This is a genomic window from Ruminiclostridium cellobioparum subsp. termitidis CT1112 (assembly GCF_000350485.1).
Lineage (GTDB): Bacteria > Bacillota > Clostridia > Acetivibrionales > DSM-1351 > Ruminiclostridium > Ruminiclostridium termitidis.
Genome location: NZ_AORV01000070.1, coordinates 1 through 20,086 on the forward strand (window position 1 = coordinate 1; position 20,086 = coordinate 20,086).

Genomic DNA, 20,086 nt, shown 5'->3' on the forward strand with positions numbered 1-20,086 from the left:
ATTTTAATTTGAGATAATAAAATGTTAGGATTGCACGTTATTTGTCCCATAATTTTAACAAACTGTTCCAACATATTATCTGCAGTACTTCTCTTAAATAATGCCGAGCAATATTCCAAACTCAGGGCAATCTTCCCATCATTCTCAAATGCTTCTAATGTAATATCAAATTTAGCAACTTTATTTTCAATTAAAAAAGGCGAAACCTTTATGTTATCGATATTTATTACCTGAGCACCAACATTGTGGAGAATCAACATTGTATCAAATAAAGGGTTTCTACTCCTGTCAGGGTGAATATTTAACTTTGTCACAAGTTCATTAAAGTGGTAGTTTTGATTCTCATACATCTCGTATGTATTCTCTTTAACCTCGGACAAAAAATCAATAAAAGTTTTATTGCCTGCCGGATAATTCCTCAATGACATTGTATTTACAAATATCCCTATAACATTATCCAACTCCTGAACATATCTTCCGGCAACAGGCAGACCTACTATGATATCTTCCTGATCTGTATACTTATACAGTAAAATATTATACACACACATTAGTATCATATATAATGTAGAATCTGTCGCTAACATTAGTCTTTTTATTTTAGCGGTTAATTTTCTGTCTATTTCTCCATTTATTTTTCCACCGGCAAAACTTTTTGTTACAGGTCTTTGAAAATCAGTAGGCAAGTTCAAAGTAGGAATATCCTTTGAGTACACATTCAACCAGTATTGTTCTTCTTTTTTAAATAAATCAGTTTTTGAAACTTTATTTTGCCATTCAGTAAAATCTTTATACTGAATTTTCAAATCCTGCAATACTTCTCCTCTATATAAGAGGTTGAACTCCTTTATAAGTATACCTATCGATATCCCATCTGTTATTATATGATGCATATCGTATAGCAAGAGATACTTATTATTTCCCAAATTTACAAGGGTTACCCTCAAAAGCGGCGCTACACTTAAATCAAAAGGTAAAATAAATGCTTCTACGGTTTCTTTTATATCCTGCTCTTTAGCTTCTATATAGTTAACTTTAAAATTAACATACCTGTGCACTATCTGTACCGGTTCTCCACCTATTATTTCAAATGAGGTTCTTAGTGCTTCGTGTCTTCTGACTAATTCAGCAAATGCAAATTCAAGTCCTTCTTTATTTAAAGTCCCCTCTATCAGCATTCCTTTAGGCTCATTGTAACTAGTACCACTTCCTTCAAGTTGATTAACAATATATACCCTCTTCTGTGCTGCGGATGTCGGATAATATTCTTTTTTCTCTATAGGTACTAACTCAACTGGGCATTTGCTATCTAATGCTTTCCATTTAAAATAGTTAATATCAAGTGTTTTAGCGAATAATTTAATACTAGGGTTTCTAAGTAAATCAGTTATTTTTATATCTAATTGCTTTTCCTTATTAATTATATTTACTATTTTAGCTGCAATTATTGAGTCTCCACCCAATTCATAAAAATTATCATATATATCTATTTCATCAAGCCCTAATACGCTACAAAACACTGATCCCAATAGATTTTCTGTCTCAGTATAGCCTTGCTCATTATTACCTTTTAACCTATAATGAGTTGATTTAGCATTAGTAACTGTTGTTTTTAACTGGACAACCTGTTTCTCTCTATGTAATTTCATATTTTGTTTTAGGTTATTATCTATAATAAACGGAAGATAACCCTCTAAATATAAAATCTCATTATCATAGTTTAATAAACCAACTATTACACTCTGTATGTTTTTGCTAAATACCAGCATAAAGGCATTGGCTATATCATCTTCATTTATAGGTCTAAATAACCTTTTATCATCATCAATAATATTTGATTTAACCTTAAACTTATTAATCCCTATATTGATTGTCCTTTTACCCAATCTATTCCTATACATGACAAATGAATCAAGATATGCGTTTGCACTTGTATAGCTACCTGATCCTAATGCACCTGTAAGTGTTATTGGTGACGAAAATGCAATAAAGAAATCTAGTTTATCGTTTTCAGTTGCTTTGTCTAATAGCCACGTTCCTTGAACTTTGGGTGCTAGGACTTTATTAAATATTTCATCAGAATCATCCTCCACTCTACACCCTTTAATACCAACGCCAATACCCGCACAATGAATTACACCATTTATTTTAGAAAATTTACACCTGAAACTATCTATAAGTGGAATTATTTCTTCTTCTTTGGATACATCTGCACTGAAAAATTCTACAACACTTCCATTGGATTCAATATCATTTATCAGTCGAATTTTATCGCATAAAATGATATCAGTTCCCTGATGTAAGATACTACTCCATTGACCTCTTTCAGGCATTTTTGACCTATTAATCAAAGCTATTTTCACCTCATGCCCAGATGCTATAAATTTAGCCGCTTCAAGTCCAACATTCCCAATCCCACCTGTTATAATATAAACACCTTCATCTCTTACCTCAGTGTTAACATTATCTAACTTCTGTATATCTAAAACATCCAATGCCTTAACAAACCTTTTATTATTTCTATACGCAATATTACTCTCGCAATTTTCAAAACTCAATTCCCGCTTGATATTTGTTACATCAGTAGAATCATCAATATCTATGAACTTGCACTTTATATCATAATTCTCAACATTTATAACTTTACCCAATCCGAATAAAGCTGCATTTTCACAGCGTATAACCTTCTCGCTGTTATCTACTGTTTCTACATATTGTGATATTAATGCGATGTTTACCCCTTTTAAACTATTTTGGTGTAAACCTTTTACAATATATCGGAGACTATGAGTACTTTTGTTCAGAATTTCTTCTAACATTTCAGCGGAATATATTGGTTCATTATCTGTTAAAGTTAATAGGTGAATAATCTGTGATATTCCCTCTCTCTTAACCTCCTCAATAACCCTTTTATAATCATTTTCTCTATTCTCTATTTCATATTTTGTATCGTTTACCTTGTTATATTTGTTACCAATACTAACTTCTATAACAGGTTTTTCATGTTGTTTAAACATTTCCAATAATTTATTTGACAAAGTATTGGTATTTTTAAATACTATAGTGACTCCATTACAATCTGTGTTCTTGTTGCCAATTAGCTCCTTATGCTTCCAATACACTGAATAATGTTTATTAGTCTGTAATAACTCCTGATAAGAATCAGTTTCAATATCCATCCAACATCTTGTTCTCTCAAATGGATATGTCGGCAAACTAATTCGTCTACATCTTCTATTAACATACAGCCTTTCCCAATTTACTTCCGCTCCTTGTACATATAAATTGCAAATTTCATATAACAACGCTCTATCTTCTCTGTCTAAAGATACTAATTTCTCTATTTTTTTATCTGTCAGCTCACTTAGTAATCTTCTTTCCCCCTCCGTAAGTTCACCAATATTCTTTTGTTCTTTATTACTAGATACTATCTTATAATCACCGCAAAATATTCCCTCATCCTTATTAGAAAGAAAATCTGATGATACTTTATCTATTTTACTTTCTAAATTGTTAGCATCTGTAAAAGCAAAGATTATCCTATGGTTATAATGCATTCTGCCCGTGTTCGCTGTAAAACATATATTATTTAACACTAACTTACTTTTATTTTTAAGTAATTTCTTATACTCAACCAATAAACGTTTTAAAGAAGCCTCTGATTTTGCTGATATTGCTAGAATTTTCAGATTATCATTCTCACTTATATCATCCTCTATCAACTCTGGGGCTTCTTCCAGAATGATATGACAATTAATACCACTTAACCCAAAAGCACTTACCCCACATCTATAAGGGGTATCGCTTACTTCCCATTTCAAAAGTCTGTTGTTTACATATACTGGTGAATCTTGAAACTTAATATTTCGGTTTGGTCTGTTTAAATGGATAGAAGGCGGAAGTTCCCTATGCTTTAAGGCCATTACAGCTTTAATCAGACCAGCCATTCCTGCTGCATTATCTAAATGCCCGATATTTGTTTTAACTGAGCTTATTGCACAAAACTGCTTTTTATCTGTGTATTTAGCAAATGCTTTTTTAATGCCATCTAGTTCAATAGGATCTCCTAACTTTGTTCCAGTTCCATGAGCTTCTATATATGAAATAGTATCCGGTTCAATTTGAGCATCTTCCCACGCTTCTGTTATTACATCACATTGCGCATCCGGGTTAGGTGAAGTTATTCCAATTGATCTCCCATCTTGATTCATAGCACTTCCTTTAATGACAGCATGAATATTATCACTATCTGCAATCGCCTTTGCTAATGGTTTTAAGAGAACAGCAGCAACACCTTCTCCTCCACCAATTCCATTTGCAGAATCATCAAAAGTTTTACATCTGGCATCGGATGACTCTACCCCGACTACTTGTTGATCTACAAGAGGCAGCATTCTAACTTTAACTCCCCCAACAATCGCCATATCACATTCACTTCTCCGTAATTCCTGACATGCCAGATGTACTGCTACAAGAGATGAGGAACAAGATGTGTCTACTACAATGCCAGCCCCCTTTAAGTCAAGAAGATATGACAACCTGCTTGCTATCACAGACGTAACATTACCCGCATATGCAATAGACATATTCTCGGGTTCAATCGAGTTGATAAAGTTTTTGTAGTTATTTAACTGATCAACTGAAAAACCCACATAAATACTTGTTTTGGAACCTACTATACTTTTTAAGTATCCAGCATCTTCTATAGCAGACCATGCAGCTTCCAAGAATAACCTTTGATTTGGATCCATAAGGCTTGCTTCCTTAGGTGAAATGCCAAAGAAGCTGTTATCAAATTTATCAATATCATCCATATAACCGCAATCAAAATATTCTGCCTTTTCTGCACTTTTGCCCATAAGTTTTAAAAGCAAATCTGAATCCTTTCTTCTCTGTTCAATAATAGGCCGAACACAATCACTTCCCGACTTAATTTTATCCCAAAAAGTATTGATATCCGAACACTCAGCAAATTTACCTGACATACCAATAATAGCTATATCTTTTTCATTTGTTTTATTAGTATCAATATTATACTTATCCTTATTAATTTTTGTTCTTATGGTGCAAAATGCCAAATCTTTAGACATTATATATACCTCCAATAGTTTTAATCATTAAATTCATCGATTAATATTTGGATTAAAGATAGAACTTGTTCAAAGAATGATTCGATCTCATTTTTAACAATTTTATATTTATTATATTTAAGAATAATTTCGACATAATCTTCTTTTACATAAACTTCCATAAGAATATCAAATAGATTACCGTATTCAGTATTATTTACCATTTCTGCAATTCCAAATGCCGGAATTATTATATACTTTTGTTTCTCATTAGCTGTCAAAACTAATTCTTTAATTTCTTTATTTGCATCTTTTTTATATTTATTTATTTCCGCTGATACAATTTTAAATAGACAAACGAAATCTTCAATTTGAGATAAGTCAATTTCCATTGGAATTATAATTCCATTATCGTCAATAACCTGAACTTCTATCTTCTTTTGTTTTGAAATCTCTCCCAGCAAAAAAATATAAACTGAAAGAATAATGAAGCCTGGCTCTAGATTATCAACCTTTGCTAATTCGGATAGCTTTTTTGAATAGTCTCTACTCAAGCTATGACTTAAAATGGAATAAATATTAGTCTTATCTGCTATATTTTCGCTGAGCAATCCGCTAACAAATCCATGTGGCATTACAATTCCATTTACTGTTTTTTTATTTAACTTTGTAAATTGTTTGTTTTCTATCAATTTTGATAATTCAAATATGGTCGGTTTAGAAAAATATCAGTTACTGATATTCTACCAGGATAGTATTGCTCAATTTTATTATGCATATTTATTAAAAGTATAGAATTGCCACCTAAATCAAAAAAGTTACCATTTACATCTATATTATCAATCCCAAGTATTTCAGACCAAATTGACTCAATTCTTTTTTCTATCTCTCCGACTGGTACCGAATATTTTTCACTATTCTGTATATTGTTATTTGGATCTGGTAATGATTTTATATCAACTTTCCCATTTGGGGTCAGCGGAATTTTATCAATAAATATAAAAGCTGAAGGAATCATATAGTCTGGAAGTAACTCAGATAAGTATTTCTTGAGATCTGCTTTACTAATCTGTAAATCTGAGACAATATATGCACATACTATTTTACTTTTAACTTTATTTTCTCGTACAATAACATGTGCATCCTTTATACATTTATATTCTTTAAGCTTTGCTTCAATTTCTTTTAGCTCAACTCGAAAGCCTCGTATTTTAACCTGATGGTCTGATCTACCTAAAAATTCAATATCACCACTAGCTAGAAATCTACCAATATCACCTGTTCTATAAAGCCTGTCATCACATATAAAAGGATTACGCATAAATTTTTCATTAGTCAAACTCTCATCACTAATGTAGCCTTTAGCCAAATTTATACCTGATATGCATATTTCACCAGGAACACCTATGGGTACTAAGTTAAGACCATTATCAACAATGAAAATCTGAGTATTGCTTATAGGTTTACCTATTACAGGTTGTCTTTTAAAAACTTCAAAATTCGAAAAATCTATCAGCTTAGCAATACAACCAATCGTTGTTTCTGTCGGTCCATAGTGATTCATTACCATTACATGCGGGTATATACGATTAAGTTTCTCAACATCAGAAACATCAATTTTCTCTCCACCAAGAACGATTAGCCTTGTATTATTAAAATATTCCCTAGTCTCGAATCCCATCTCACTAATTAATGTACTAAACAATGAGGGTGTAAGTTTTACATATGTTATATTATTCTCTTTAATATAGTTTGAAATATAATTTGAGTCCAAATATAGCTCTCTAGGAACTATATGCAACTCCCCACCACTTAGCAAAGCAGGATATATACTGGTATATCCTAAATCAAAGCAAAATGATGAGAGCAATATTGTTTTATCTTTTTCCGTCAACTTATTTGATTTTGAGAACCATTTGGTATAATTCACAAGACTCTCATCTTTAATTGCAATTCCCTTAGGCTTACCTGTAGTTCCAGATGTATATATAATGTATACTATGTTCTCAGGTTCTGGAATTAAATCTAGGTATGGCGGTGGCAATTTAGGGTTTAAACCATCCATAGAAATAATTATGGCATTATCAAAGATACTATTGTCAGTATATCTGTTGGTAATTAACGCTTTTGCTCCACTATCTTTCAGTATAAATGTAACCCTCTCTTTCGGGCTTAATATATCTATTGGTAGGTATGTCATACCCGCTACTATTACTCCTAAAATACCAACAATCATATTAATTGAATTATCTAAAAGTATGCCAACAGTATCACCAGGTATGATGCCTACATTGTGTAATTTCTGAGCTAACTGTTTAGACAACGAATCCAACATTCTATACGTTATTCTTTCACCCTGATATACTACTGCGGTGCAATCTGGCACCAACTTTACTTGTTCTTCAAACATTTCTTTTATTGTTTTTAAGCCACCAAAGTCCACCTGAGTATCGTTGAAATCATTCAATATCATTTTTTCTTCACTTTCAAGCAACATAGATAAACAATAAATACAAATATCAGGTTTTTTTATTACCTCCATTAATATTTTCAAATAATGATTTACAAGTCTTTCAATAGTATCACTTTTAAATAAGCTGCTATTATACACAAACTCCAGCTTTATGCCATCAAATACCATTACCCTAAGCGTTACATAAAAATTAGTAAATCCAAATATTGACTTAAATCTAATATCAATACCTTTATCCTTTGAATCTAAAATCCTCTCTATGGGATAATTTTCTATTACAACAATTGAATCGAAAAGAGATTCGTTTTTATTAATTCCGCTATAAAATTTTATTTCAACCAGGGGAGTGTGTTGATACTCTTGCCGTTCAATTAAAACCTCATTTACAGATTTAAGAGTTTCAATTACCGTATCTTGTTTATTTGTTTTCAACCTCAAAGGAATAGTATTAATAAATAACCCTACCATTTTATCTATTCCTGTTACTTCTTGTGTTCTACCGGAAATTGTCGTGCCAAAAATCACATCCTCTACATTATTATATTTTTGGAGAAGTATCCCCCAGACCGTATATATCAACGAAGCAAGCGTTATTTCATTTTTGTTTATAAAATTGTTTATCTTTTCTACCATTTCAGTAGATAGTATATAATTATAATTACAAATCTCGTCAGGTTTAACACACTTCTCATCCACTGGCAGCTGAGTTTTTTCCTCAAATTCCTTTAAGTATCTATTCCAATATATACTCTGGGATTCTTTATTCCGATTGTTATACCATCTTAAATATTCTTTAAACTTTGGCTTAATCAATTTAGGATAGCTTATAAACTTGCTAAATTTGCTATATACCTGAATAAATTCGTTAATAATAATACCATTACTCCAGCCATCAAATAATATATGATGATAACTTATTATCATTTCGTATATATTTTCTTCAAGCATACAAAGAATTACCCGGAATGGTTCTGTCAATAAGTCAAATCCTTTATCAATATCATTTTCAGCTATATTTTTAATCAACACATTTTGCTCGTTAGCAGGTGTCTGAGAAAAATCATAAAATGTTAACGGAACTTCAAAGTTTTTCAGAATTATCTGAACAGGCGTTCTTAAACCTTCCCATCGAAAAACAGCTCTTAAAACCTCATTAGTTTCAGCAACAAAATTCCATGATTTTTTTATTAGTTCAATATCCACTTCGCCATATAGGTTTAAACATAGTTGCTCAGAATATTGTTTACTTGTTGGGTTTGAAAGATAGTGGAATAAGATACCTTCCTGCATAGATGTTAACGCTAATATATCCTCAACATTTTGCATATCTAATTTTCTTTGATCGCTCATATCAAATTTGCCTCCCAAAAAATGCTTATTACCTTTAATTTCTTAATAATATTAAACTATGATATGGCTTTTCCCTGATAAACATATCTATATTGAACAACTGCTGCATACCAGATTTATTAATTATGTCATTAAGTCGCTCAGTTTGTTCACTAATCGGAACTTTCTTTGTTTCAAAAATTATAACGAGCAATCTAATTGCTTCATTAAGCTGTTCTCTAGTAGCTTCACCTTCATTTTTTTCAATAAAATTTTGTATTTCCTCAATCTTCTCATATGCTTCTATAACACCATTTTGATATTCATTTAAGTTAAAATTTCTATTACGCGTACTTATAGCTTCAACTAAACACATTTTTATTAGTTCGATATTTTCTTTACCACATTTCTGTATATTATAATATGTATCTGAGATATCTTCTTGGAAATTAGACTTCAGCATATCTAAGAGTGAATATCTATCCGCATATGCTCCAAAAGAATATGCATTTGCATCTACGGTATTATCTTTTATCAAACTCGTAAGTATAGACTGAGGTCCAAGCTCTATAAAACAACTTTTATCATTTTTATTTGCAAAATCTATTGAAGCTTGCCATTGAACAGGATTAGCCATTTGCGAAACAAGGTTTTTAATAATATCATCTGGTGTCATATAGGGTAGAGCATATACATTTGATATAACAGGCCATTTAAACTTATTAAATTTATACTTTTTAAGTTCTATTCTTAGTTCTTCAGCTGCTGGTCGCATTAACGAACAATGAAATGGTGCGCTCATAATCAACGGAGTTACTTGAGCTCCCAATTCTATAAGTTTATCCTCTAGAACAAAAACCGCCTCTGAATCACCTGAAATAGTAACCTGATTATTAGAATTGTAGCAGGCTATAGATACAGTACGTCCACTATCGTTAATAATCTTACACTCATTTTCTACTATTTTAGAATTAATTCTATTGACAACTGTCATAGCCCCTATTCCTGAACTTGTAATATTATCCGCTAATTCAGCTCTCTTGGTTAAGATTCTTAAAGCATCATCGAAGTTTAAAGCTCCACTGCAAGTTAAAGCACTATACTCACCAAGGCTATGTCCAATTCCGCAAAAAGGTATAATACTCGCTATTTCGCTAAATGCTCTATAGCAAGCAATACTAACAGTTAATATAGAAGTAAACATATTAACTGTTTTATTTAGTTCTATAAAAGTACCATCAAAGCATATCTTCTTTAAATCTATACCTAAAATATCTGATGCTTCTTCAAAAGTACGTTTTACTACCAAAAACTCATCATAAAGTTCTTTTCCCATACCAACAAATTGAGATCCTTGACCAGGGAATAAAAATACGAATTTGGCCATTTAAATATCCTCTTATTTTCAATATCTATAATAAATACCTAGCTTATTAATCAATTATGCTATGTACTGTAATAACACTTCTGACTTATGAACATCCCCGACCTAATTCCTCGTTTAAAATTCCTACTGTAATATTATCCATCTCACTGCCGCCATAACTACGTGGTATAATACTCTCTAGATATCCTTTTTTAGACATTTTACTTATTGTATCTTTTGATAAATGCTCTTCAGCATCAAAACGATTTGCGCTAGGTATCACCTGTGTTTCTATAAACTCCCTAAACATCTCTTTTAATTCTTTTTGTTCATTATTTAGTTTAATAATCATATCTTAACCTCATTTCTAGTAATCATATCTATCACTAATTTACGAAAAAATCATAGTAAAAAGAAATCCTGCGTCTACCATTTTTCTCAAAAGCGGACAACATCTATATTTTAAATCCTTGTACTATGCCTATCTGCCTCCTAATTAAATATTAATTTGATGTTTTGCTTATAGTAATTTGTCAATAACTCTTCTCGTTTTATGTACCTTAAAATATCTTTCATATTTTGAATCAATCTTTGATAAGTCATAATATAGTTTAATTTTGATTTTATCCAATAAATTTGCCATACTTACCATATGTTTAGTGTCAAAAAAAGTATTCATAATACTTATTGCTGCTTCTTCACTCCATAATTCTTCTGCCTGATTTAATAGTAACTTAAACCATTTTGAGTTTCTTGTGTTAATTTCTGATAAAATTTCTCTAATCTGCTGTTCATGCATTTGTATAACTTTGAAAGCTCCATTATCACATTCGCTTGAAAATCTATGCTTATAGTATTCTATAAACATTAAGTGTTCATTCGTATAGGCATCTATTCTTCCGAAAGAATAGTTATTTTTAACGTTATGTTCATCGTAAAAATTTCTTATAAACTCTATTAGAACTGAAATTCTACTATCTACAAAATTATACCTGTATGGATCATCATACGCTCCATCTTTTAACAACCTATCAGCTTCAATTTTTTCAAATAATTTAGTACCTCTATTTAAGCGCACACTGCTACGTAAACGGCAAAAAGCACTATTAAACCCGTACTTCTCAAGAAACTCTATATTTTTTCTTAATCCATCGAATGTTGAATAAGGATTAAAATTAATAAAACCAGGTGTTACATGAAATCCATTTTCTTTAAAAAGTTCAACTGCTTTTTCATTATCTTCTACAGTCGCTGCTTTATTATATATTTTCAGATCAGCTTCATTGGCAGCCTCTATTCCAAACATGACACCAATTAAACCAGATTTTTTCAAGATACTAATTAATTCTTTGTCAATCTTTTTATGAAATGTAGTGCGAAGGTCAATATGATAGCCTATTTTTAGATCTCTATTCACAATTTCCTGAGCTATAGACATGACACGTTTATAATTTGAACCCGGATCTTCAAAACTAGTATCTATAATGTTAAATAAATCAACATTATATTCATTTACAATATACTCAATTTCATCAACAAAAGCTTCCGCTGATTTACCGCGCCACTTTGGCCAAAAGCTATCTGCACAACAAAAACTACATTTTCGTGTACAGCCGCGAGAAGATGCAATAGTTGCAACTATCATTTCATTATCTCTAAGCAAATCTCTAGCGATAAATGGTAACTCATTTATATCAACAAGCTCCTCTTGTTCTTTATTTACCATAATCCCATTTTCTGTTCGATAAGTTATCCCACTTACATCCTTCAGGCTTTCGTTTTGCTCAATCTTTTTCAATATACGTAGCCAAGTTAATTCCCCTTCACCCCTTATGCTAATATCAATTGAAGATGTCTCTTCCATCATTTCTTTTTCATAATAAGTTGGAAAATACCCTCCTACACAAATAGGAACATTGTATAACTTTTTTAATAAACTACAGACTCTATAGACAGCATCTTTTGACATAAGGTATACAGGTAAACCAATAATATCCGGCTTGAACTCGTCAATTTTCCTATAGCCAATTTGTTCTTCATAATCTCCCAACAACATTACTGTATATCCGTTCTTACGCAAAAATGAAACAATTGAACAAACACCATACTCTTCATCTTTTATTTCCATACCTTCGCTGTAGACTACCAAAAATAGAACTTTAATCTTATTGCTTTCTCTCATATCCTTATTATCCATCCATTTTGTTATCAAATTTTTAGATACTAATTTAATTAAGTACTTTCCATTTACAAACTTCACATTACCACTTAAAGAAATAATTGCAATTAAATGTACTCAGTCAGTATATTTAAGGAACATATTCCACATATCAATTTCTTTAAGTAGTAAGGATTTGCATTTTTTATTGATATCATTTCTAAGAGATTTTTTATCATTGGAGTAATAGATTTTTAGAAGTTTATTTTTAACTAGATTCCATCCTTCTTGTAGCTCAATACAGTACTTTACAAGAGATTTACTTATTAGCCCATCGCAAATTTCACTTTCTAATTCTTGCATCAAAATTTGGTTTGCAATATGCCTGTTTATTATCTGAAAAATTTGAGTAGAAATAAGATCACACATATGACCTTCAATAAAATCCTTTTCACATAATTCCCAAAAAGCTATCGGTATTATTTCGTTAATCTCATTAACTATTCTTCCAGCATTATTTTTTATTTCACTAATTGAAGGTTCAAATTTCTCTATGTTTTTAGATAATTTACATATAAATGCGTGAGGTTCAAGAGGAAAATTCATTACAGCTTTTATTAATCTATCCTCAGGAATTTCAAACTCATTATATCCATTAAAGTTTTCATCAAAAACATAAAATGCTCTTTTTTCTTCATCAAAACCATTAATAAAAGAATAATGTTCCCAATGGTGCTTATTCCAACAAACACTATTGGGAATCCAATAAAATAAATCTACTCCAAGTAAAATAATTTCTTTTTTCTTTATTAACTCTTTTAATAGCTTTAAGCATTGCTCTTTATTTTCAAAATTTAACGGGTTTCGTTCAGTAAGCAGCATATTTATATACTTATTGATTGCAGGCCTTACTGTCAACTCATTATACTTCGTACTATTCGGTGTCTCCATTTCATTGACTATATACGAATAGTCATTTAGTAAAGCGGCTGATTTATAACTATTATCTACTGAAGTTAACATTGAAAACAGCATATTAAATTGACAGTTCATCCAAAATAATTCAAAAGGTTTAAAGTCTAACTTAACATTCATGATATCCTCCACTCTAAATATTTTAATGCACCAAAGTATTTTTATTTTTAACTGCTTGCACTTGTATAGTTCCTAATCCCTGCATTCCAAACCATTCTTACTATAAAGCCAAATAGTATTGGCGCTACTATTCCCCATAATATATATATATAACTTAATCTATGAAGAACAAACAAAGGAGGAAAATTTGCTACTAGAAAAATTGGAAGTACAAAAATCCCTATTCTTTGTATCCATTTATTGTAAATCAAGTATGGCATTCTGTTAAACCCGTGTAACTCTTCTGAAATAGAAGTAATAGCATTTGTTTTAACCAGCCAAAATGAAAATATCCTTGGAAGCAAAAAAACAGAATATGAAATAAGAATTCCACTTAAAATAAGACCTGAAAAACCAACTATATTAATTATATTCACATTAATTCCGAGCCTGTTCCATGCCAGTACGACCATAGTTATACCACCAATTACATCAGATAATGGCCAACTGAAATTAATATTTCTTAATGTAATTATAAATTGAAGTGATATTGGTTTTGTTATTAGCGTGTCAAGTGTTCCATTTCTAATATGTTCCGGCAATTCATAAAAGTTATGCCCAAAAAGGCCTGTATATACTCCGATAATAATAGAATATGTACCTGTATAAAGTAGAACCGCATCAGGAGTTAAGCCATTTATAACTATATTTGTCTGATAAGCAACAATAACATATAGTATACGAACGAAAAGCCACATAAATTCGATAAAGAAACCCATTACAAAATTAAATCTGTACTCCATTTGACCAATTAAGCAATTCTTTGCAATTAAAAGATAAATAAAACAGTGTTTTCTTATTTCCTTTAAAATCTCATTCATACCTTAGCCTCCAACAGCCACGTATTTTTTCATACCCTTTTTCCAAAGGTAATTGGATAGAATAAACAAGAAAACTACCCAGAATAATTGAATCAATATGCCTTTACTCAAGTCGTTATAGTTAAGCTTTCCACTTATTACATTAATAGGGAAATATATTGTGTACTTAAAAGGTAAGAATTCGATTACTCTAAGAAATTTTTTTCCAAAAATATCAAGAGGGAAGATACCCCCACTCGCTACATTAATCACTATTCCCAATATTGTGAATACTTGCCATATCTCTATCATCCAAAAAGCTAATGTACTTACACAGAAAAAAATTAAAAAGTTCAATAGTAAAGCCAGAAATAATATAACTAATAAAAAAAATATTCTTTCAATCTCTATTTGATTTCTTAGGTAGTATTTTAAAACAACTAACGTACTTAGGGTAATAAACATCATTACTATTGAATTTATAAACTTTCCTCCAAGGAAATTGCTTATTCTATATAAAAAATACCCTATTGGTTGAACAATAAATTTATTTAATCCCCCCGATTTTATATCACTTGCTACTTCCCACTCAAATCCCGTAGCCAACAGTTTTGAAAAAATGCCTGATAAGATAGAATATGTAATCATTTGAGTAAAAGTATACCCGTAAACTTTAGCTTCACTTGAATTATTGAAAATTGCACTCCAAAGGAAATATTGAATAACTATAGGAACAAACGCACTAAATATTGTCAACAAAAAATCAGCACGATACTCCATTGATGATTGTACGCCTAATATAAATACTCTAGTATACTTCTTTACCCAATTAACACTTTGAATACTCATTTTTTAACCTCTTTTATATAGTAATGATATTCCTTCTTCTACTGGTATATCCTCGATATTAAAATCTGCTGCCGGAAATCTGTTTAGTATGTCATATGAGCAGCTTCTGATAGTACTCTTATCAACTTCTAAAGTTGCATTGAAGCCATCAAATGTTCTTAAATTGCCGAACTTCTCCAAATCCTTTTTATCAATCTGCTCTTCAAAACTCAACTTTATAATCTTCTTATGTCCAAAAACATCATTTATTTTACTTAATTCACCATCATAAGCAATTATGCCCTCATTAATTATTAAAGTCCTTTTACACATCTCTTCTATATCCTTCATATAGTGACTTGTTAAAATGATTGTAGTTTTATTTTCCTGATTATAAAACTTTAAGAATTCACGTATCTTTTTTTGAGAGATAATATCAAGACCAATAGTTGGTTCATCAAGTAAGATAACCTTAGGCTTATGTATCAAAGCTGCAATAATCTCCATCTTCATTCTCTCACCTAAAGAAAGTCTCCTGACTTGTACTTTAAGTAGTTCTTTTACATCAAGTAGCTCTGTCAGTTCTTCAAGTGAAAATTTATATTCGTTATCATTAATCTCATAAATATATTTATTTAGATATAAGGATTCATTTGCAGGTAAATCCCACCAAAGCTGACTTTTTTGCCCCATAACTATTGAAATATTCATTTTAAAATCCTTTTTTCTCTCCCAAGGAACTTGCCCTAAAACAGTTGCATACCCATCAGTAGGGAATAGGATACCTGACAACATTTTAAGGGTAGTTGTCTTACCTGCACCATTAGGTCCCAGAAAGCCCACAATTTCTCCTTCAGAAATGTTAAAAGAAATACCTTTTACTGCTTCTTTAATCAATTGTTCTCTCTTAAATAAGTTCTTTATAGAATTTTTTAAACCCAATTCCTTTTTATAATAACTAAAACTTTTAATTAAGTCTTTTACCTCAATTGCTGTAATATCACTCATAGTTTATGTTATACCTTTCCATCCTTAAATATTTTTAAATTATATTACCAACGTATTATTAATAACATTAAGAATCGACTCTAATTGATTATTAATATAAAAATGTCCTCCCTCGAATTCTATCATCTGAAATTTATTATTAGTATAAGCTTCCCATCCTTGAATTTCTGAAGTCAGTTTATCCTTCCTGCCATTTAATGCAGTTATACAGCAATCCAATTTTCTAGACTTATGCTCATATTTATAAGTTTCAACAATCTTATAATCTGACTTTAATATTGGGAGGTAAAGATTCAGTATCGGTTTGTATTTATGAATTCCCTGCGGAATACCTCCTAATTTCGAAACTTCTGTAATAAACTCAGCATCCGGCAAACTATGAATAGGAGTTGAATATTTTTCAATATGAGGTGGATATTTACCTGAAATAAATAAATGAACAAGTTCATTTACTCCTACGTCCATTAACTTATGCGCCAGTTCAAAAGCAATTAAGCCTCCCATACTGTGACCAAATATAGCAAACGGTGCTTCAAATAAATACTCTTCAATTTGACTATATACATCATTTACAGCAGCTTCTATACTACTATAAAATTGAATTTCAGCCCGTTTACCTCTACCTGCAAGTTCAATTGAAATTAGTCTAATATTGGGATGCAGCAACTTCCTCCAAGGAAAATACAGAGTACTGTTACCTCCTGCATGAGGCAAACAAAACAAGTTAATCTTATTGATACACTTATTCCCCCTTAATACAAAAACTAATTTTTGCTATATATTTCAATTTACTACACACTAATTTATATAACTAAAGATATCTTAAATTATTTGTCCCATTTCCAGTTTAATAACTTTATCAGCACAAGAAAAATATCTATCATCATGTGATATTGCAATAATGCATTTGTTTTTATCCCTTAATTCCGGTAATAGAACTTCATAGAACAATCTTCTGAATTCGGGGTCCTGATCTGAAGCCCATTCATCAAACAAATATATTTTCTTATCTTCCAAGTAACTGACTAGAAGCGCTAATCTCTTTCTTTGCCCGCTTGACAGCTTAGTTGTACTAAATATATCGTTATCAATACTTAATTTATCATTTATATGTAAAACCTTAAGCAACTCATCTATTTTATTTTCATCTGTTTGTCCAATTCCATATAACTTATCAAATAAAAAATAATCACTGAAAATTGTAGAATAGCATTGGCGTAACTCTTCTGGCTGAATATTATCTTTATTAAGTGTTATACCTCCTTTATCAGGCATATATAATCCTGTTAAAAGTTTTGCTAATGTAGATTTTCCACTCCCATTACCGCCAGTAATAAATGTAATTTCGCCAGACTGAAAAGTCCAGTTTATAGGTCCTACTTTGAAGAAATCGCTATTATTATTTTTATAAGTATATTCAATATCATTTAATTCTAGAGAAAAACGGTCAGTCAAAAAAACATCTTCTCTCACAGTATTTACTGTTTCAAAAGATTCTAGTTCTTTCATAAGACCATTAAGCCTCCTATAACTTATTCTGGCGTTGATTAATTGAGGTATTGAATTTAAAACCCCATGTACGGGTCCAGTCATATATAAAAATATAAACACGTAATCTTTTAATGAACTGGTTTGAATATCTTTAAAAACAATTGGAAAAACAAATGCAACAACTCCAATTACTATAGTGAACAGTAATTCTCCAACAACAAAAACATTGGCAAATCCCAAGTCACCCTTAATTCTTTTGTCACGGTATTCCTTACAGCTTTCTTGCATATCATTTACAAATCCAGCTTGCTTTTTATTGTTAATTTTGAGTTCCTTTAAACCATTAGTTAAACTGTTAATAAATTTAAAAAATATATTTTGAAGGTCTCTTGTCTCTTCCCATAATTTGTTTGCATATCTGCCCATAGCAAAATATAAACCTGCTGCACTGAAAATAACTAATATTGATACAAATAGACCATATATATTGATTACTCCTAAATATATAAAACAGCAAATGAGAGTTACTAAGCTTGATACTGCTGAGACAATAACATTTGCGAAGTTACTGATTGCCTCGGTATCGTTATTTAAGCCTGAATGTATCTTTCCGTTTTCCATCTGTTCAATCTTTTCATATGAAGATTTGAGAATCTCTTTTATCATATCAATTCTCATGTCATAAACAACATTACTTGTTAAAAAAAGAAGTCTTTTCCTTACAATACGTTGTCCATAAACGTAAAGGACCATCCCCATAATAAAATATAATAAAAGACCAAATTGAAAACTGTCTGTTCTATTTAATGCTTCGTTAACAACAAAAATTATTATTGCATTTCCAAATCCACTGCTTACGCTTAACGCAACAATAACAAACAAAGTTTTATCATTTTTTCTTGTAAAAATTGTTGTGAGCATAAAATAAGTACAGAATAACATGACTGTTACAAATAATATAATTATTGATGTCAATAAACTGCTTGGAGCCCATACTTTAATAAATGACCATGGAAGTTCCCAATATATGATATCGCTAATTCTGTAAATACAATACCCAAAACCTGTTAGGAAAAACAAAAGAAATAATAGTTTAGTAATAATCCCTTTTAGATTTTCAATACACTTTCTTTCCTTTTTTATAATCTGAAGCAATAAAACTAATAATAAATAGACGGTTACTAGTGCCACCAATAAAGATATTAGTGCTACAATAGAGGAAGTATTATCTATAGTAATATATTTATCATGTATATTATTCTTAGGGTTTTCTCCTTGAATTATATTATATATACCATCTGCAATTCCTTTTGTATACGAAGAATCTAAGTTCGCCAAAATACCTATTCCAAACTTTTCTTGAGGCCTGAATAAGATGAACGATGAGAAATTTGGGTTACTTCCTCCATGGGAAATGATACCTCCACCGTCTTGGAATACAAACCATCCACAAGCATAAGATGATCCGTCAACGCCAGGCGATACAGTACGATCTGGCATATGAGAGAATTGGATTACACTCTTGTCGAACTTAATTGAATCTTCTGTTCCAAGTTGTATTCTAATCCACTCAGCTAAATCCTCGGCATTAGTTATGATGTATCCTGCAGGAGTATTTCCTCTGTATACAGGTGCATTATATTCCACTGGTCTGAGGAATCCTACTTTATATCCATTTGCCAAGTTATGCTTGTCCTCAGTGTTTCTAAATAAATAAGTGTTTTTAAGACCTAATACATCTAGTATATTTTTTTGTATATACTCTTCGTATGGCATATGTGATACATTTTGAATTACAAGTCCGAGAATATCATAATTTATTGTTGCATAAAGAAATTTATCACCTGGATAAAAATCAAGCTCTTTATCTACTTGAGTTCTAATAGTTTTTTCTAATGCATCATCACTTTCATCAATGGGAATATCTCCTATTGATGAAAACGGAACCCCACTTGAATGATACAGTAACTGTTTTAAAGTAATGTTGACATACCCATTAATTTTTTCTCCTTTATGATTGCCTGTGTACCTCATACTAAACCATGGAATGTACTTGTTTACCGGATCATTTAGATTAATTTTACCATCTTTTTCAAGTTTTAAAATTCCAAGTGCTGTAAATGCCTTACTTGTTGACCCAAGTTCAAATAAAGTCTCAGCTGTAACTGGATTCTTGGTTTTACAATTTGAATAACCAAATCCTTTTTTATAAATGGTTTTATCGCCATCAACAATTACAACTGATAAACCAGGTATTTTCCCTTCTTTCATACAACTGTTTATCCATGACTCTATTCTTATACGTTTTTCCTCTGTAAAAATACTTTGTTGGCTATGATTAACATTAATTTCAGCAAAAACTGAATTTGAACATATTAATATGACAATAAGAATAAATGCAAATTTTATAATCCTTCTTTTCAATTATAC

General features: G+C 30.8%; 12 protein-coding genes. All 12 read right to left on the reverse strand.

Going from position 1 to position 20,086, the window contains the following annotated elements:
- On the reverse strand, nucleotides 1-5,090 hold a 5,090-nt coding region (locus CTER_RS27270), incomplete at its 3' end, for a condensation domain-containing protein (RefSeq protein WP_004630721.1).
- A gap of 20 nt (nucleotides 5,091-5,110) precedes the next feature.
- Nucleotides 5,111-5,761, reverse strand: a complete 651-nt coding sequence (locus tag CTER_RS25225) for a hypothetical protein (protein WP_004630729.1) — start codon at nucleotides 5,759-5,761, stop codon at nucleotides 5,111-5,113.
- Complete coding sequence (locus CTER_RS25230; RefSeq protein ID WP_004630723.1) at nucleotides 5,758-8,892, reverse strand: non-ribosomal peptide synthetase; 3,135 nt, start codon at nucleotides 8,890-8,892, stop codon at nucleotides 5,758-5,760. The genes CTER_RS25225 and CTER_RS25230 overlap by 4 nt, the downstream gene beginning before the upstream one ends.
- Nucleotides 8,893-8,926: 34 nt before the next feature.
- On the reverse strand, nucleotides 8,927-10,258 hold the full coding sequence (gene fabD / locus CTER_RS25235) for an ACP S-malonyltransferase (RefSeq protein WP_004630725.1): 1,332 nt from the start codon (nucleotides 10,256-10,258) through the stop codon (nucleotides 8,927-8,929).
- Between the two features lie 85 nt (nucleotides 10,259-10,343).
- Nucleotides 10,344-10,589: an acyl-CoA dehydrogenase family protein gene (locus tag CTER_RS25240; protein WP_004630704.1), complete on the reverse strand. Its 246-nt coding sequence runs from the start codon at nucleotides 10,587-10,589 to the stop codon at nucleotides 10,344-10,346.
- A gap of 168 nt (nucleotides 10,590-10,757) precedes the next feature.
- On the reverse strand, nucleotides 10,758-12,497 hold the full coding sequence (locus CTER_RS25245; protein ID WP_040762142.1) for a B12-binding domain-containing radical SAM protein: 1,740 nt from the start codon (nucleotides 12,495-12,497) through the stop codon (nucleotides 10,758-10,760).
- 36 nt (nucleotides 12,498-12,533) lie between these two features.
- The gene (locus CTER_RS25250; protein WP_004630735.1) at nucleotides 12,534-13,490 is read right to left on the reverse strand and encodes a hypothetical protein; all 957 of its coding nucleotides are present in this window, start codon (nucleotides 13,488-13,490) and stop codon (nucleotides 12,534-12,536) included.
- A gap of 47 nt (nucleotides 13,491-13,537) precedes the next feature.
- A complete protein-coding gene (locus tag CTER_RS25255; RefSeq protein ID WP_004630741.1) occupies nucleotides 13,538-14,350 on the reverse strand; it encodes an ABC transporter permease in 813 nt (270 codons plus the stop codon).
- A 3-nt stretch (nucleotides 14,351-14,353) separates the two neighbouring features.
- Nucleotides 14,354-15,178 carry an ABC transporter permease gene (locus tag CTER_RS25260; protein ID WP_004630708.1) on the reverse strand — a complete coding sequence of 275 codons (825 nt, stop codon included), beginning with the start codon at nucleotides 15,176-15,178 and terminating at the stop codon, nucleotides 14,354-14,356.
- A gap of 3 nt (nucleotides 15,179-15,181) precedes the next feature.
- Nucleotides 15,182-16,165: an ABC transporter ATP-binding protein gene (locus tag CTER_RS25265; protein WP_004630719.1), complete on the reverse strand. Its 984-nt coding sequence runs from the start codon at nucleotides 16,163-16,165 to the stop codon at nucleotides 15,182-15,184.
- Nucleotides 16,166-16,204: 39 nt separating this feature from the next.
- Complete coding sequence (locus CTER_RS25270; RefSeq protein WP_165585983.1) at nucleotides 16,205-16,888, reverse strand: thioesterase; 684 nt, start codon at nucleotides 16,886-16,888, stop codon at nucleotides 16,205-16,207.
- Nucleotides 16,889-16,987: 99 nt separating this feature from the next.
- Nucleotides 16,988-20,080: a cyclic peptide export ABC transporter gene (locus CTER_RS25275; protein ID WP_004630717.1), complete on the reverse strand. Its 3,093-nt coding sequence runs from the start codon at nucleotides 20,078-20,080 to the stop codon at nucleotides 16,988-16,990.
- Nucleotides 20,081-20,086: the final 6 nt, after the last annotated feature.